Origin of the sequence: Pseudomonas sp. 2VD, from assembly GCF_005503585.1 — a bacterium.
In the GTDB taxonomy this organism is placed as follows: domain Bacteria; phylum Pseudomonadota; class Gammaproteobacteria; order Pseudomonadales; family Pseudomonadaceae; genus Pseudomonas; species Pseudomonas aeruginosa.
The window spans coordinates 1-15312 of record NZ_SCND01000119.1 but is presented as its reverse complement, the minus strand read 5'-3'; the positions used below and the strand labels follow the sequence as shown (position 1 = coordinate 15312).

General features: G+C 68.9%; 15 protein-coding genes. 12 read left to right on the top strand and 3 right to left on the bottom strand.

The genetic code is table 11. The annotated features are described in order from the left end of the window. The first annotated feature begins 160 nt into the window (after nucleotides 1-160). The 12 genes from FFS27_RS15060 (at nucleotide 161) to FFS27_RS15005 (ending at nucleotide 10682) form a co-directional block, all read left to right on the top strand. A complete protein-coding gene (locus FFS27_RS15060) occupies nucleotides 161-787 on the top strand; it encodes a precorrin-8X methylmutase (protein WP_003107929.1) in 627 nt (208 codons plus the stop codon). Beyond that, the gene (locus tag FFS27_RS15055) at nucleotides 784-1536 is read left to right on the top strand and encodes a precorrin-2 C(20)-methyltransferase (protein ID WP_003091011.1); all 753 of its coding nucleotides are present in this window, start codon (nucleotides 784-786) and stop codon (nucleotides 1534-1536) included. The genes FFS27_RS15060 and FFS27_RS15055 overlap by 4 nt, the downstream gene beginning before the upstream one ends. Then, nucleotides 1529-3208 carry a precorrin-3B C(17)-methyltransferase gene (gene cobJ, locus FFS27_RS15050; protein ID WP_023100940.1) on the top strand — a complete coding sequence of 560 codons (1680 nt, stop codon included), beginning with the start codon at nucleotides 1529-1531 and terminating at the stop codon, nucleotides 3206-3208. Before FFS27_RS15055 ends, cobJ begins: the two co-directional genes overlap by 8 nt. A 69-nt stretch (nucleotides 3209-3277) precedes the next feature. Next, on the top strand, nucleotides 3278-4126 hold the full coding sequence (locus FFS27_RS15045) for a substrate-binding periplasmic protein (RefSeq protein WP_003091009.1): 849 nt from the start codon (nucleotides 3278-3280) through the stop codon (nucleotides 4124-4126). After that, the gene (locus FFS27_RS15040; RefSeq protein ID WP_003091008.1) at nucleotides 4123-4482 is read left to right on the top strand and encodes a DUF4398 domain-containing protein; all 360 of its coding nucleotides are present in this window, start codon (nucleotides 4123-4125) and stop codon (nucleotides 4480-4482) included. Before FFS27_RS15045 ends, FFS27_RS15040 begins: the two co-directional genes overlap by 4 nt. Beyond that, nucleotides 4482-5291, top strand: coding sequence for an OmpA family protein (locus FFS27_RS15035; protein ID WP_003091007.1), 810 nt, complete (start codon nucleotides 4482-4484; stop codon nucleotides 5289-5291). The genes FFS27_RS15040 and FFS27_RS15035 overlap by 1 nt, the downstream gene beginning before the upstream one ends. Before the next feature lie 193 nt (nucleotides 5292-5484). Continuing rightward, nucleotides 5485-6123, top strand: coding sequence for a response regulator transcription factor (locus FFS27_RS15030; RefSeq protein WP_003091005.1), 639 nt, complete (start codon nucleotides 5485-5487; stop codon nucleotides 6121-6123). 86 nt (nucleotides 6124-6209) lie between these two features. After that, nucleotides 6210-6578, top strand: coding sequence for a hypothetical protein (locus tag FFS27_RS15025; RefSeq protein WP_021264983.1), 369 nt, complete (start codon nucleotides 6210-6212; stop codon nucleotides 6576-6578). A 221-nt stretch (nucleotides 6579-6799) separates the two neighbouring features. After that, on the top strand, nucleotides 6800-8239 hold the full coding sequence (locus FFS27_RS15020) for an aminotransferase-like domain-containing protein (protein WP_003091003.1): 1440 nt from the start codon (nucleotides 6800-6802) through the stop codon (nucleotides 8237-8239). 329 nt (nucleotides 8240-8568) lie between these two features. Next, nucleotides 8569-9153 carry an ECF family RNA polymerase sigma factor SbrI gene (gene sbrI / locus FFS27_RS15015; protein WP_003119848.1) on the top strand — a complete coding sequence of 195 codons (585 nt, stop codon included), beginning with the start codon at nucleotides 8569-8571 and terminating at the stop codon, nucleotides 9151-9153. Then, nucleotides 9150-9914, top strand: a complete 765-nt coding sequence (sbrR, locus tag FFS27_RS15010; protein ID WP_023094637.1) for an anti-sigma factor SbrR — start codon at nucleotides 9150-9152, stop codon at nucleotides 9912-9914. Before sbrI ends, sbrR begins: the two co-directional genes overlap by 4 nt. 345 nt (nucleotides 9915-10259) lie before the next feature. After that, entirely contained in the window at nucleotides 10260-10682 is a 423-nt protein-coding gene (locus FFS27_RS15005; RefSeq protein WP_003091000.1) for a hypothetical protein, read from the top strand. 13 nt (nucleotides 10683-10695) lie between these two features. Here the strand turns inward: FFS27_RS15005 and FFS27_RS15000 are convergent, their stop codons facing one another. The 3 genes from FFS27_RS15000 to atuF all read right to left on the bottom strand — a co-directional run. Continuing rightward, the gene (locus tag FFS27_RS15000) at nucleotides 10696-12522 is read right to left on the bottom strand and encodes a long-chain-acyl-CoA synthetase (protein WP_003101743.1); all 1827 of its coding nucleotides are present in this window, start codon (nucleotides 12520-12522) and stop codon (nucleotides 10696-10698) included. 162 nt (nucleotides 12523-12684) lie between these two features. Then, nucleotides 12685-13509 carry an SDR family oxidoreductase gene (locus FFS27_RS14995; RefSeq protein ID WP_003101741.1) on the bottom strand — a complete coding sequence of 275 codons (825 nt, stop codon included), beginning with the start codon at nucleotides 13507-13509 and terminating at the stop codon, nucleotides 12685-12687. A 51-nt stretch (nucleotides 13510-13560) separates the two neighbouring features. Beyond that, a partial coding sequence (atuF, locus tag FFS27_RS14990; RefSeq protein WP_137952081.1) for a geranyl-CoA carboxylase subunit apha occupies nucleotides 13561-15312 on the bottom strand: 1752 nt, incomplete at its 5' end.

Here is a 15312-nt window from a genome sequence, read left to right as displayed (position 1 = left end):
CGCTCACCCTGCTGGCGCGCAGCGGCGGGTTCTACGAACTGTACCGGCGCGACCCATGCCACCCCGGATTCGGCCAGTTGCTGGCCAGCCGCCTGACTTTCGCCACGGCCGCCGATTACCTGGCGGCCCTGCCTTCCCAGCCCACTTCCGGAAAACCCGCATGATTGACTACATCCGCGATGGCCAGGCGATCTATCGCCAGTCGTTCGCCACCATCCGCGCCGAAGCGAACCTCGCCGGCATCCCGGCCGACCTGGAAAAGCTCGCGGTCAGGGTGATCCACGCCTGCGGCATGGTCGACGTGGTCGACGACCTGCGCTTCTCGCCCGGCGCCGGCGCCGCCGGCCGCGCCGCGCTGGCCGCCGGCGCGGCGATCCTCTGCGACGCGCGGATGGTCGCCGAAGGCGTGACCCGCTCGCGGCTGCCCGCCGCCAACCGGGTGATCTGCACCCTCAACGAAGCGGACGTGCCGGCGCTCGCCACGGAACTCGGCAATACCCGCTCGGCGGTGGCCCTGGAGCACTGGCGCGAGCACCTGGAGGGCAGCGTGGTGGTGATCGGCAACGCGCCGACCGCGCTGTTCTACCTGCTGGAAATGCTCGACGCCGGCGCGCCGAAACCGGCGCTGATCCTGGGCTTCCCGGTCGGCTTCGTCGGCGCCGCGGAATCCAAGGAGATGCTCGCCGCCGATAGCCGCGGGGTGCCCTACGTGATCGTCCGCGGTCGCCGTGGCGGCAGCGCCATGGCCGCCGCGGCGGTGAACGCCCTGGCCACGGAGCGCGAATGATGAGTGTCGTGAAGGGCCGCCTGCTGGGCCTGGGCGTCGGGCCCGGCGATCCCGAACTGATCACCCTCAAGGCCCTGCGCCTGCTGCGCGCGGCGCCGGTAGTCGGCTATTTCGTGGCCAAGGGCAAGAAGGGCAACGCCTTCGGCATCATCGAGGCGCACCTGGACCAGGCCCAAGTGCGCCTGCCGCTGGTCTATCCGGTGACCACCGAGAAGCTGGAACCGCCGCTGTGCTACGAGACCATCATCAGCGATTTCTACGACACCGCCGCCGAACAGCTGGCCGCGCACCTGGACGCCGGCCGCGACGTGGCGGTGATCTGCGAGGGCGACCCGTTCTTCTACGGTTCCTACATGTACCTGCACGACCGCCTGGCGACGCGCTACGAAAGCGAAGTGGTGCCTGGCGTTTGCTCGATGCTCGGCGGCGCGGCGGTGCTCGGTGCGCCGCTGGTGTACCGCAACCAGAGCCTCTCGGTGCTCTCCGGAGTGCTGCCCGAGGAGGAGTTGCGCCGGCGCCTGGCGGATGCCGACGCGGCGGTGGTGATGAAACTCGGACGCAATTTCGACAAGGTCCGCCGCGTGCTGGTCGAGCTTGGCCTCGAGCGCCGCGCGCTGTACGTCGAGCGGGCGACCATGGCCAACCAGCGGATCGTGCCGTTGGAACGGGTCGAGCCGATGGCCTCGCCGTACTTCTCGCTGATCGTCGTCCCCGGCGACAAGTGGCAGGGAGGGGCCGGCGGTGAGTGACGCCCAGCAGGTTCCGGCCATCGTCATCCTCGGCCAGGGCGCGCTGGATACCGCGCGGCGGGTCCAGGCGCGCTATCCCGGGGCGCTGGTCCACGGGCTCGCCGGGCGGGTCGAGGCCGACCGTTCCTATACGGACTTCGGCGACACCCTGCGCGAACTGTATTGCGCCGACCGCCCGATCGTCGCCCTGTGCGCCGCCGGCATCGTCATTCGCAGCCTGGCGCCGTTGTTGCAACGCAAGGGAGCGGAGCCGCCGGTGCTGGCCCTGGCCGAGGACGGCAGCGCGGTGGTGCCGCTGCTCGGCGGGCTGGCCGGGGTCAACCGGCTGGCGCGGGAAATCGGCGAGGTGCTGGCCGTGGCGCCGGCGATCACCACCAGCGGCGAGCTGCGCTTCGGCACCTGCGTGCTCAACCCGCCCGCCGGTTATGTCCTGGCCGACCTGGAGCAGGGCAAGCGCTTCGTTGCCGATTTGCTCGGTGGCCAGCCGGTGCGCGTCGAGGGTGCCGCCGGCTGGCTCGACGCGGCCCGTTTGCCGCGCGACCCGGCGGCGGCGCTGGCGATTCACGTGACGCCCTCGGCGCGTGCGCCGCGGGCCGAGGAACTGCTGATCCATCCGCGCTGCGTGCTGGCGGCGCTCGAACCTGCCGACGCGGCGGCGGACGCGGTGCGCCAGGCGCTGGTCGATGCCGGCCTGGCCGCGGCGGCGCTCGGCGGCTTGCTGGCCGACAGCGCGCGGATGGCCGATCCGCGCCTGCAGGCCGCCGCCGATGCGCTCGGCGTACCGCTGCGCTTCCTGCCGCAGGCCGATCCCGCTGCGCGCCTGCGCCAGGCCTTGCCCGCCGCCGAGCAGGTCGGCGACCGGCTGGCGGTGGCCGCCGCGCCCTTGGCGATGGACCGCATCGGCCAGCGTCGCGGCCGACTCACGGTGATCGGCCTGGGGCCCGGCTGCGCCGAGCTGATGGTGCCTGCGGCGCGGCGCGCACTGGACGAGGCCGAGGACATCCTCGGCTACCAGACCTACGTCGACATGGCCGGACCCTTCCGCGCCGGACAGGTGCTGCATGGCAGCGACAACCGCGAGGAATTGCAGCGCGCCCGGCATGCCTTCGAACTGGCGGCGACGGGCAGGGCGGTGGTGCTGGTATCGTCCGGCGACCCCGGCGTGTTCGCCATGGCCGCCGCGGTGCTGGAAGCCCTGCATGGCGCTGGCGAGCCGGCCTGGGACGCGGTCGAGCTGCGGATCTTCCCAGGCGTCTCGGCGGCCCTGGCCACCGCGGCCAGGGCGGGGGCGCCTCTGGGCCACGATTTCTGCCTGCTGTCGCTGTCCGACAACCTCAAGCCCTGGGAGGTGATCGAGCGGCGCCTGGACCTGGCCGGCGCCGCCGACCTGGCGATGGCTTTCTACAATCCGATCTCGCGGGCGCGGCCCTGGCAACTGGGACGGGCGCTGGAGATCGTCGCCCGCCATCGTTCGCCGCAGACCCTGGTAGTGCTCGGTCGCGACATCGGGCGGCCCGGCGAGCGCCTGCTGCGCACCACCCTGGGCGAGCTGCGTGCGGAGCAGGTGGACATGCGCACCCTGGTGATCATCGGCTCGTCCACCACCTGCAGCTTCCCGCGTGCCGACGGCGAAGCCTGGGTCTACACGCCGCGCTGGTACCCATCGGAATAGCGGGGCGGGAGCGCGCGCGGAAATGTGGCAGACTGCTGCGCGCATCCCTGTACCGCGGAGCCTGAATCCATGTCCTTTCGCTGTTCCCCGTGCCGCCTGGCCGGCATCCTGCTGGCGGCGCTGTTCGTTCCGGGGCTGGCCGCGGCGGCCGGCTCCTGCGAGCGCCTGGTGGCCACCGGCAACCCGGAATACCCACCCTACCTGTGGCGCGACCCGCAGGATCCGAAGCGCCTGATCGGAGCCAATGCCGACCTGTTGCAGCGCCTGGGCAAGGAACTTGGCGTGCGCATCGACGTGCTCTACAGCGGCTCCTGGGAGAAGGCCCAGGAAGAGGTGACCAGCGGTCGCGCCGACCTGCTCGCCGGGGCCTACCTGACCCTGGCACGGCTCGGCAGCATGGACTACGTGCATCCGCCGTTCCTGATGACCAGCGGGGTGGTCTGGGTGAACAAGGACGCCGCGTTCCCGTTCATCGGCCGCGACGACCTGATCGGGCACAAGGGCAGCGTGCTGGCCGGCAGCAGCCTGGGCGAGGAGTTCGACCGCTTCGCCAAGGCCAGCCTCGACCTGAAGCCGGTGCCGAGCCTGACCCAGGGCTTGCAGGACCTGATGCTCAAGCGCAGCGAGTTCCTCCTCTACCAGGCGCTGCCCGGGCAGGCCCAGGTCGAGGCGCTGGGCATGGCCGACGACCTGGAGGCGCTGGAACCGGTGCTGAGCAGCGAGGGGCTGTACCTGACGCTGTCGCACAACTCCGCCTGCAACGATCCGTGGCTGCGCGGACAACTGGCGAAAAAGATGACAGAATTGTCGGCTGCCGGCGTTCCCGTAACGCTCTTGCAGGACAATCTCGAACGCTGGAAAGCCCAGCAATTGCCGGCTTCCGGCGCCAGTTCGACTACGCAGGAAAGTGACTTGTGAGCATTCGATGGATGATGGCCGCAGGCCTCGCCGCGCTGACCCTGAGCGGTTGTGCGAGCAACGACCCGGCTCCGCTGGAGCAGATGCGCCTGACCGAACAGGCGCTGGAGCAGGCCAAGGCGGTGGGTGCCACCGACGACGTGGCCGAGCTGAAACTGGCCCAGGACAAGTACGCCGCGGCGCAGATCGCGATGACCGCGGAGTCCTACAAGAAGGCGCGCCTGTTGGCCGAGCAGGCCGAGCTGGACGCACGCCTCGCCGAGTCCAAGGTGCTGACGCAGAAGAGCAAGGACCAGCTCGGCGAGCTGGACAAGAGCCTGAAACGTCTGCGCAAGCAACTGGGGGAGACCGACTGATGCCGGGCAAAGCGACTCTCTTCGCCACCCTGCTGGCCTGCGCCGCGCTGGCTGGCTGCGCCGACCACAAGCTCAGCGAACAGTCGCTGGCCAAGGCGCAGAGCGAGTTCGATCAGGTCAAGGAAGATTCCGACGTGCTCCGCGCGGCGCCCAAGGATGTGATCCGCGCCGGCGAATCGCTGGCCCGCGCCGAACGCCTGTCCAGCTACTGGGGCAGCAGCAGCGACGTGATCCAGTATGCCTACCTGAGCCAGCGCTACAGCGAGATCGCTCGCCAGCACGCCTTGCTCAACCTCAACCAGGAGCGCCTGACCCGCCTGCAACTGGAGCGCGAGCGCCTGCAACTGGCCCTGCGCGAAGCCAAGCTGCTCAGCGTGCAGGAGCAGGGCCAGCGCCTGAGCGAGGAGATCGCCAGTCTCAGCACCGAGGAAACCGAGCGTGGCCTGGTGCTCACCCTTGGCGACGTGCTGTTCGACTTCAACCGCGCCGAACTCAAGCCGGCGGCCAACCGCACCGCGCTGAAGCTGGTGCAGTTCCTCCAGCTCAATCCGCGGCGGGTGATCCGCATCGAAGGCTATACCGACAGCGTCGGCGACAGGCAGGCCAACCTCGACCTGTCGCGCGAGCGCGCCCAGGCGGTGGCCGACGTGCTCGCCGATCTCGGCGTGGATCCCGCGCGCATGCAGGTGGTCGGCTACGGCGAAGCCTTCCCGGTCACCGACAACGCCTCCAACCGGGGACGGGCGCAGAACCGCCGGGTGGAGATCGTCTTCTCCAACGACAAGGGCCAGCTCAGCGCGCCGCGCTGAGAACCGCGCCGCCGCGGGAAGCCCCGGTACCCCAAAGGGTCCGGGGCTTTTTTCGCCTGGCGAACCGGGTGGCGCCGGATTTCTCTGTCAGAACTTGCGCAAGAGCGGGCTATCATCGGGATCGAACTAGTTCGAGCGGCAATCCGTGCAGCATAAGCACCTTGTATTTCGTTATAACGAGTAGAGAGGCGCAATGAGTTCGAACGAAACCCTGCCGGGGCTGGTGATCGCCGATTCCTTCCCGGTCATGCAGTGGGCGCTGCAGCGCTACCTCAGCGAGGAGTGCGGACGCCAGGTGCTGGCGGTGGTCGGCGATAGCGACAGCCTGGTGGAGCGTCTGGCCGACCTGCCGCCGGAAAGCATCCTGATCACCGAGCTGGGCTTGCCTGGCCAGCGCAGCCGCGACGGTATCCACCTGGTGGAATGGCTGACCCGGCACTGCCCGCAAATGAAGGTGATGGTCTACTCGGTGTTCAGCGCGCCGTTGCTGGCCAAGGCGGTCCTGCGCAGCGGCGCCTCGGCCTACATCAGCAAGCGCAGCCCGCTGGAGACGTTGAAGGCGGCGCTGGAGTGCATGGCGCTCGGACAGACCTTCCTCGACCCCGGCCTGCACCCGCAGCGGCATACCGGCAAGCCGCTGAGCCCCACCGAGGTGGACATCCTCCGACGCCTGGCGCGTGGCGACACGGTCAGCGAGATCGCCCAGCGGACCATGCGCAGCGTGTCGACTATCAGCACCCACAAGAAGAACGCGATGGTCAAGATAGGCCTCAACAGTGACGCCGAACTGATCGCCCTGGGCGTGATGAACTGGCTCCACGAACTCGCCTGACCGGGGTTCGAAACATCTCGACCGCCAGTTGCGGAACAATCCTCGCCAGCCCCCGGGAGCCATCCCGCCGCAGCCGAGGAATCCGCATGATCCGCCAGCCCCGCTTTGCCCGTTTCGTCCTGCCGTTGTTGCTGAGCCTGTGCCAGCCGTCCTTCGCCGCCGAACTCCGCGCGGTTGCCGAAGCACGCCGCCAGGAACTCCTGCTGGAGGACTCGCCGGTGGCGTGCGGCGAGGCGGGCTGCACGGCGCGGGAAAGCCTCAGCCTGGTGGCATTGCAGGTGCAGGCCCGGGTTCTGGTCACCCGCCTCAGCCGCGATGACTTTTCCCCGACCTCCCGCCAGCCCGCCGCCGTCCCGGACTACCGCCTGTTCGGCGATCTCGGCCTGACGCCAAGCCCCTTCGCCTGGCAAGCGTCGACCGGCGAGAGCGCGGCGGCGGACGCGTTGCGTTTCTGACTTTCCCTATGGCCGCTCCCCAGGCGGCTCTTGGCGGACTGTTTCCCGCCCGCACCCGGCCGGTGGCGACCGACCGGGTTTTCTTTTCCTCGCAAACGCGCCGTCTCTGCGACCGACCCGTACAGTTTTGCGACTGTATGCCTGGTTGTCGGCCGAACTGTTCTGGAGCAGTTTCACGAATTGAGCTACTGTTTCGGTTCAATCGCCGAGGAAAACCCGCCATGACCAATCTGCTGCTTTACCAACGCATCGCCCAGCAGTTGGCCGAGGACATTCGCCGTGGCGTCTACCAGCCGGGCGAGCGGGTACCGTCGGTGCGCAAGCTCAGCACCCAGTTGAACGTCAGCCACGCCACCGTGCTGCAGGCCTACGCCACCCTCGAGGACCAGGGACTGATCCGTGCCCGTCCGCAATCCGGCTTCTACGTCCACCGCACCCCGGCACTGACCGCGCCGACCCCGGATATCGCGCGGGTCGAGCGTCCCGGCCTGGTCACCCGCAGCAGCATCATCAACCAGGTGCTCGCCGAGTCCCGCCGCGAAGGGGTATTCCCGCTCGGCGCGGCGGTGCCGCATGTGGACTACCTGCCGGTGCGCGCCTTGCACCAGCAACTGGCCAAGGTCACCCGCTTCCAGAGCCCACGGGCGTTCAGCTACATGTTCAGCCCCGGTTTCGAGCCGCTGCGGCGGCAGGTGGCGATCCGCATGCGCGACGCCGGCGTGGTGGTCGACCCGTCGCAGGTGACCATCACCCACGGCTGCGTGGATGCGATCCACATGGCCCTGCGGGTGCTGACCCGTCCCGGCGACCTGATCGCCACCGAGTCGCCGAGCTACTACGGCCTGCTGCAACTGGCCGACGTGCTGGGCCTGAAGGTCATCGAGATCCCCAGCGACCCGCGCACCGGGATCAGCCTGGAAGCGCTGCAACTGGCGGCCAACCAGTGGTCGATCAAGGCCTTGGTGCTGACCGCGCGGCTGAGCAATCCCTTCGGCGGGACGATTCCCGAGGATCGCCAGAAGCAACTGCTGAAACTGACCGCCGAACACAACATCGGGGTGGTCGAGGACGACATCTACGGCGAACTGATGTTCGACCAGGGCCAGGCGCGCTCGCTCAAGTCCCACGACCGCGACGGCCGGGTGATCTACTGCTCGAGTTTCTCCAAGACCATCTCGCCCGGCGTACGCATCGGCTGGATCATCGCCGAGCGCTACCAGGAGGAGATCCGTCGCTTGCAGACCTTCACCACCCATTCGGCCTGCACCGTGACCCAGATGGGCGTCGCCGCCTACCTGGAGAACGGCGGCTACGACCGCCACCTGCGCTACATCCGCCAGGAGTACCGGAAGAACATGACCGCCTACCAGTTGGCGGTGCAGCAGTACTTCCCGGAGGGGACGCAGATGACCCGGCCCAAGGGCGGCTTCATTCTCTGGGTCAGCCTGCCGGCCAAGGTCAACACCAAGGAACTCCACGTGCGGGCCCTGGAGCAGGGCATCAGCATCGCCCCGGGGCTGATCTTCAGCAACACCGAGCAGTTCAACAACTGCCTGCGGCTGACCTGCGGGATTCCCTGGAACCGCGAGGCGGAGCGGGCGATCATGACCCTCGGCATGCTTGCCGGGCAGCTTTGCCAGGAAGGCCTTATCGCCGCCTGAGCGCGAGGCGCTCCCCTGGCTGAGGGGCACCCCGCGACAGTCCGCGAAGAATTTTTCCGGGGATTAACCCGAATCCACCGACAGCTTCGTCTCAGCGGGTATTCTCCGCTGCACGACGAGGTCGTCTCGATGTTTTTCCCGGCTTCCATCCGGACCGGCACTTTCGCCGAACTGTCCGACGCTGGAAAATGTCTACCGATAGCCGCTCCGGTCGCGCTTCTGGCGACGGCCCGGGCGTTTCGTGGCGACGCCGATGCGCGCCGCGAAGGATGTGGCCGATGAGCCTGCTCTCGGTCGCCTTTGACACAGGACAGGAGTCGACCAGCGGCATGCATGCCTCCACCAGCGCCACGACGGCCGCCGGCAGCGACGAAACGCTGCTGGCGCGTTACCGCAAGGGCGACAGCGCGGCCTTCGAGGTGCTCTACCAGCGCCATCGGCAAGGTCTCTACCGTTTTCTCTGCGGCCTGGCCGGACAGACCGAACTGGCCGACGAGATCTACCAGGAAACCTGGCTCAGCCTGATCCGCAGCGAGAGCCAGCCGCAGGGCCGGGCGAGCTTCCGCACCTGGCTCTACCAGATCGCCCGCAACCGCCTGATCGATCATTGGCGCAAGCATGGCCAGCGCCAGCCGTTGCAGGACAGCTACGACGAACAGTTGCACGCGCAACCCGACCAGGGCGCCGGCCCCGAGCAGCAGCTCAGCCTGAGCCGCGACGGCGAGCGCTTGCAGAGCGCGCTGGAGACCCTGCCCGAGGAACAGCGCGAGGTATTCCTGATGCGCGCCCACGGCGAACTGGAACTGGCCGAGATCGCCACGCTCACCCAGTCGCCGCTGGAGACGGTGAAGAGCCGTTTCCGCTACGCGGTGCAGAAGCTGCGCCGGCTGCTGGCCGAGGAGGTGGCGGTATGAACCCACAGAAGCATTCCGCGAGCGTCGCCGAAGAGCAGATGCTGGCGCATTTCCGCGCCCACGCGCCGCAGCAGCCGGCGCCGGCGCTGGACCAGGCGATCCTCGCCGCCGCGCGACGCCAGGCGGCGCATGTCGAACCTGCCCGGCCCTGGTGGCGGCGCTGGCTGGAAGCCTCCCGCAGGCCGCGTTGGCAGGCGGCCTTCGCCAGCCTGCTGGGCGTGGCGCTGGTGCTGGGGCTGGTCAGCCACAACGTGCTGGACGACGCCGAGCGCCAGGCCCGGCCCGAAGTGGCGTTCAGCGATGTGCCCCTGCGCGACGGAGTCGCCGGGGCCGCTGCGGCGAAGCGGGCCATGCGCGCGCCGGCGGCGCCGGCTCCGCTGTCCGGCGAGATGTCGGAGTCCCCGGCCTTGCTGGCCAGCTACGCATCGTCCGGGGAGGCGCCGCAACTGATGGCCGAGGCCGCGCCGCCGGCTCCGGCTGCCCTGGCCGACCGACCGCCGGCCCAGGCCGCGCAGCAGGCGAAGGTCCAGGCGGAGCTGGCTGGCGACTTCGTCGCCCAGGCCAGGGGCAAGGCGGTTGCGGTGAAGCCGGAGGTGCTCGACGAGGCGCTCGGGGCGGTCCTTGCCCTGCGTGAGCAGGGCAAGACGGAGCAGGCCGCGACCCAGTTGGCCGAGCTGCAGAAACGTTTCCCCGGAGAGAACCTGGTGGAACGACTGGAACGCCTCGCGACGATAGCCGCGAGCGCCAAGAAACGGCCGTGACGACCATGGCCCGCGACGCCGTGATGGCGTCGCGGGCTGACATCAAGCGGTTATCCGTGCATGACAGGTTAGACATGGGGCGAACAACCGAGAGAGTGCCAGGATGACGATAGTGACCCCTTGCCTTGGTTGCAGTCTGCCGTCAGCATTGCCGCAATTGGCCATACCTGCGTGACTATGAAACGTCTTTGCCGAATTTGCGTCGTTGTTCTTTTCGGTTGCTTCCTGGCGGCCTGTGATGACGGCTCCAAGGCACCGGAAAAGAAAGCCCCGGAAGCACCGCCGCAGGAGCAGCGCGCCCCTGCCAAGCCAGTGAAGCCTGCACGAGCGGAGCCAGCGCCTGCCGTGCCTGCCGCGCCGAAAACAGCTTCGAAGAAGGTCGCGCCAGCCGCGGAGCAGGTTGCCGAACCCAAGCCGCCGGCCAAGCCGAAGCCTGCGGCTGCGCCGCCGAAGCCGGCCAGCAGGCCGGTCGCCAAGGACAAGCCGGCGCCGGCGAAGCGCGCTTCCACCGCTCGTCTCGACCCCGAGGTGCGCAAGCCGCTGCCGAGCGCCAAGCTGGACCTGCGCCTGCCGAAGGAACTGGTGCAGAAGATGGCGCCGCCCGGCACGGAAGAGACCCATAAGCCCAAGCCGCTGTTGCCGCCGATGTTCGAGGAAAAGGACGACAGCGACTTCCGCCTCAACGGCCAGTTGCTCTATCGCGACCGCGAACTGGGCGTGTCGCGGCCCCTGGAAGGGGCCGAGTTGCAGTTCGAGTTCCGCCAGTAGGCCGCCCCGGCGCTCAGAAGCGGTAGCGCTGCTCCTGCAACGCCTGGTACAGCTCCGCGTCCAACGGCTGGTAGCCGGCGCTGCCGGGCAACCTGACGAAGAGTTTGTCGCTCACCCGCGCGGGATCGTAGGCGTCGCGCTTGAGGTCGGTCTTCTTGTACTTGAAGGTGCCGGTGGTCTCGACTTCGCGCAGCAGGCGCAGGAACACCGGCGTGGCATAGGCCGGCAACTCGCGGTCGAGGTGCGCGGCGAGGGCCTCGCGGTCCAGTTCGACGCCATCGGCCAGGCGCAGTGCGGCCATCCCGCAGCGGCCGTTGGTGCCGGGAATCTCCACGCCGTAGACCACCGCATCCTCGACCCCGTCGAAGGCGCCGAGGGCGTTTTCCACCTCGGTGGTGGAAACGTTCTCGCCCTTCCAGCGGAAGGTGTCGCCGAGACGGTCGACGAACTGGGTGTGCTTGAAACCGATGTCGCGCATCAGGTCGCCGGTGTTGAACCAGGCGTCGCCCTTCTTGAACACGTCGCGGAGGATCACCGCTTCGCTCTTGGCCGGATCGGTGTAGCCGTCGAACGGCCACTTCGCGCTGATCTCGCTGATCAGCAGGCCGACCTCGCCCTTGCCGACCTTCTCCATGAAGCCCTTGGCGTCGCGCACCGGGCGGTCGTTCTCCAGGTCGTAGCGGACGATGGCGTAGGTGGCTGGGGAGAAGCCCACCGTATTGTCGAAATTGAATACGTTGGTGAAGCCGATGTTGCCTTCGCTGGAAGCGTAGAACTCGGTGATCCGCTGGATCTCGAAGCGTTGCTTGAACTCGGCCCAGATCGACGGGCGCAGGCCGTTGCCGATCATGCAGGTCAGGCTATTGCCGCGTTCCTCGGCGCACGGCGGCTGGTTCAGCAGGTAGCGGCAGAGTTCGCCGATGTAGCCGAAGCAGGTCGCCCGGTAGTGCTGCACGTCCTTCCAGAAACCGCTGGCGGAGAACTTGCGGCGCAGGGCCATGGCCGCGCCGCCGGCGAGCGCCGCGCTCCAGCAGACGGTCACGGCGTTGTTGTGGTAGCAGGGCAGGGTCAGGTAGAGCACGTCGTCGCGGCCCAGGCCCAGGCCGGAATGGCCGAAGCCGCCGTAGGCCTTGATCCACTTGCCGTGGCTCATGATCGAGGCTTTCGGCAGGCCGGTGGTGCCGGAGGTGTAGATGTAGAAGCAGGAGTCCTTGAGCCGCACCCTGCCGGTGTCCTCGAGGTTCTCCGAGGTCTGTCCCTGGGCCAGGCGCATCAGGTTGCGCCAGCCCATCGGCGGCGAGCCGGGATCGCCGAGGGTGTCGCCGTCGTCGACCCAGTAGCAATGGCCGGCGTTGCCGAGCACCTCCTGGCGGACTTCCTCGAACACCTCGCGCAACTCTTCGCCGACCACGAAGTGGCCGGGCTTCACCAGGTTCAGGCTGTGCACCAGGACCTTGCCGCGCTGGGTGGTGTTGACCAGTGCGCCGATGGCGCCGAGCTTGGCCAGGGCGGCGAGGATCGCCAGCAGCTCGACGCGGTTCTCCAGCATCACCGCGACCACGCTGCCGTGGCCTACGCCCTCGGCCTTGAAGGCGCGCGCCAGGCGATTGGCCCAGCCGTTGAACAGGGCGTAGCTGATCCGCCGCTGGCCGTCGAGCACCGCCGGGTTGTCCGGGTACAGGCGTGCCGCGCGCTCCAGCGCCCAGCCCAGGGACAGGCTCTTCTCGCGGTTACGGATCGCGGTGTAGTACAGGCCGCGCAGCATGCGCGGCACGCGGCCGAAGGTGGCAGGCAGGCGGGCAACGAAACGGTTGAAAGTGATCAGGTCGGCGTGGGTCATGGCTCTCGCGCTTTGTCGTTGTTGTGCGGGGCGTAGGACGCTCCCGCGACTCTAGACCGCAGCCGCCGCCTCGGCTATGACCGTTGCGCGGTCGCCCCGGGGCACTTCGGCAAATAGCCCGGAAGCCCGCCGCAGAGCACCGCGCGCCTTTCGTCGGAGACCTCAGTCGAGGAACAGGTCGGGCACCAGCGCGCCACCCTCCGGGTCGTAGCGGTACTGCTCGAAATCGCTCTGGCCGCGCTCGCGCAGCAATTCCTCGTCGACCAGCAGGCGCCCGCTGAGGCTGCGCCCCTCGCTGGTGAGAATGGCGTGCGCGGCGTCGGCCATGATCGCCGGGGTGCGCGCGCGGCGGAAGGCGTCACGGCTGCCCAGCTCGAACTCGATGGCGGCGGTGGCGATCATGGTCTTCGGCCACAGCGCGTTGACGCTGATGGCGTATTTCCCGAACTCCTCGTGCATCCCCAGGGTAAGCATGCTCATGCCGTACTTGGTGACCGTGTAGGGGCCGTGCTGGGCGAACCACCTGCCGGCCAGGTTGATCGGCGGCGACAGGCTGAGGATGTGGCCGTTGGCGCTCCTGCGCAGGTAGGGCAGGGCGGCCTGGCTGCAGACCAGCACCGCGCGGGTGTTGATCTGGTACATCAGGTCGAAGCGCTTGGGCTCCAGCTTCTCCACCCCGACCAGGCGGATCGCCCCGGCGTTGTTGACCAGCGCGTCGATCCCGCCGAAGCGTTCGGCGGCGCGGGCCATGGCCGCCGCCACGGCCTGCTCGTCGCGCACGTCGAGTTGCAGCGGCAGGGCCTGGCCGCCGGCGGCCTCGACCTCGGCGGCGACGCTGAAGATGGTGCCTTCCAGCTTCGGATGCGGCTCGGCGCTCTTCGCCGCGATCACCAGGTTGGCGCCATCGCGCGCGGCGCGCAGGGCTATCTCCCGGCCGATGCCGCGGCTGGCGCCGGTGATGAACAGGGTCTTGCCGTGCAGTGACATGGGCGTCTCCGTTTTCTTGTCGTTGTCGTTGCGGATGAGCGGCGGGTTGTCTCAGGCGTCGGCTTCCACCTCGACCAGCACCTGCCGGTTGCGCACCTGCTCGCCACGGCCGACCTGGACGCGGCGGACCACGCCGTCGACTCCGGCCTTCAGCGGGTGTTCCATCTTCATTGCCTCCAGCACCAGCAGCAGTTGGCCCTTGCCGACCCGTTCGCCCTCGCCGACCAGCACCTCGACGATGGCGCCGTCCATCGGCGCCTTGAGCGTGCCGGAACTGGCGCCGACCTGGGCGCTGGCGCCGGCGTGGGTGACGTCGAGCAGTTCGAGGTTGCCGCCGTGGCCGTATAGCCAGAGGCGCCCGCCGTCCAGGTGGTAGGCGTGGCGACGGCGAATGCCGTCGAGTTCGGCGCTGGCCCAGCGTCCGTCGCAGTCGAGCAGGCGCACGGCGATCTCGCGTCGCTCCAGGCGCGCCAGCAGTCGCGGCCGACGACCGCTTTCGAGGACCTCCAGGCCGATCTCCAGGCGCTGTTCGGCGTGCTTCAGGACGATCTTCCACGGTGCCCCGGCGGCGCTGCGCCAGCCGGCCAGGCCGGGCTGGTGCGCACTGGCCTCGGCGCCGGCCTGGTAGAGCAGGGCGGCGGCCAGGGCCAGTTCCTCGGCGCCCGGCTGGCGCGGTTGCAGGCTGGGGTCTTCGGCGAAGCGTTCGCCGATGAAGGCGGTGGTCGCCTCGCCGGCGGCGAAGTCCGGATGCGCCAGGAGGTTGGCGAGGAACCGCTGGTTGCCGTCGACCCCCAGCAGCACGCAGCGCTCTAGCGCGCGGATCAGCTTGCGCCGGGCTTCGTCGCGGGTCGCCCCGTAGGCGATCAGCTTGGCCAGCATCGGGTCGTAGAAGGGCGTCACCGCCTGCCCCTCGACCAGGCCATGGTCGATGCGTACGCCGGGCAGCAGTTCCGGGTCCCAGCGCAGCACCGTGCCGGTCTGCGGCAGGAAGCCGCGACCGGCGTCCTCGGCGTAGAGGCGGACCTCGATGGCATGCCCGCGCAGTTCCACCTGCTCCTGCCGCAGCGGCAGCGGATGGCCCTCGGCGATGCGGATCTGCCAGGCCACCAGGTCCTGGCCGGTGACCAGTTCGGTGACCGGGTGTTCGACCTGCAGGCGGGTATTCATCTCCAGGAAGTAGAAGCGACCATCCTCGCCGAGAAGAAACTCGACGGTGCCGGCGCCCACGTAGTTGACCGAGGCCGCGGCCTTCACCGCCGCCTCGCCCATGGCGCGACGCAGGTCGGCATCGAGCACCGGGCAGGGGGCTTCCTCGATGACCTTCTGGTGGCGGCGCTGCACCGAGCAGTCGCGTTCGCCGAGGTAGAGCAGGTTGCCGTGGCGGTCGCCGAACACCTGGATCTCCACATGGCGCGGGCGCAGCACGGCCCTCTCCAGGATCAGCTCGGCGCTGCCGAAGGCGCCCAGCGCTTCCGAGCGCGCAGTGCGCAACTGTTCCAGCAGTTGGCCGGGTTCCTCCACCAGGCGCATGCCGCGGCCGCCGCCGCCGGCGCTGGCCTTGATCATCAGCGGGTAGCCGATGCGTTCGGCCTCGCGCCGCAGGGTCGCGTCGTCCTGTTCGGCGCCTTCGTAGCCGGGGATGCACGGCACCCCGGCGGCGAGCATGGCGATCTTCGACAGGCGCTTGCTGCCCATCAGGTGGATGGCTTCCGCATCCGGGCCGATGAAGACGATCCCGGCGGCTTCGCAGGCACGGGCGAACTCGGCGTTCTCGGAGAGGAAGCCGTAGCCGGGGTGGATCGC

Excerpts from the sequence above, each read along its gene's own strand:
- FFS27_RS15000 (WP_003101743.1), bottom strand. The coding sequence starts at position 12,522 with ATGACCCACGCCGACCTGATCACTTTCAACCGTTTCGTTGCCCGCCTG.
- FFS27_RS15055 (WP_003091011.1), top strand. The coding sequence starts at position 784 with ATGATGAGTGTCGTGAAGGGCCGCCTGCTGGGCCTGGGCGTCGGGCCC.
- FFS27_RS15030 (WP_003091005.1), top strand. The coding sequence starts at position 5,485 with ATGAGTTCGAACGAAACCCTGCCGGGGCTGGTGATCGCCGATTCCTTC.
- FFS27_RS15060 (WP_003107929.1), top strand. The coding sequence starts at position 161 with ATGATTGACTACATCCGCGATGGCCAGGCGATCTATCGCCAGTCGTTC.
- FFS27_RS15035 (WP_003091007.1), top strand. The coding sequence starts at position 4,482 with ATGCCGGGCAAAGCGACTCTCTTCGCCACCCTGCTGGCCTGCGCCGCG.
- FFS27_RS14995 (WP_003101741.1), bottom strand. The coding sequence starts at position 13,509 with ATGTCACTGCACGGCAAGACCCTGTTCATCACCGGCGCCAGCCGCGGC.
- FFS27_RS15020 (WP_003091003.1), top strand. The coding sequence starts at position 6,800 with ATGACCAATCTGCTGCTTTACCAACGCATCGCCCAGCAGTTGGCCGAG.
- sbrI (WP_003119848.1), top strand. The coding sequence starts at position 8,569 with ATGCATGCCTCCACCAGCGCCACGACGGCCGCCGGCAGCGACGAAACG.
- sbrR (WP_023094637.1), top strand. The coding sequence starts at position 9,150 with ATGAACCCACAGAAGCATTCCGCGAGCGTCGCCGAAGAGCAGATGCTG.
- FFS27_RS15025 (WP_021264983.1), top strand. The coding sequence starts at position 6,210 with ATGATCCGCCAGCCCCGCTTTGCCCGTTTCGTCCTGCCGTTGTTGCTG.
- FFS27_RS15045 (WP_003091009.1), top strand. The coding sequence starts at position 3,278 with ATGTCCTTTCGCTGTTCCCCGTGCCGCCTGGCCGGCATCCTGCTGGCG.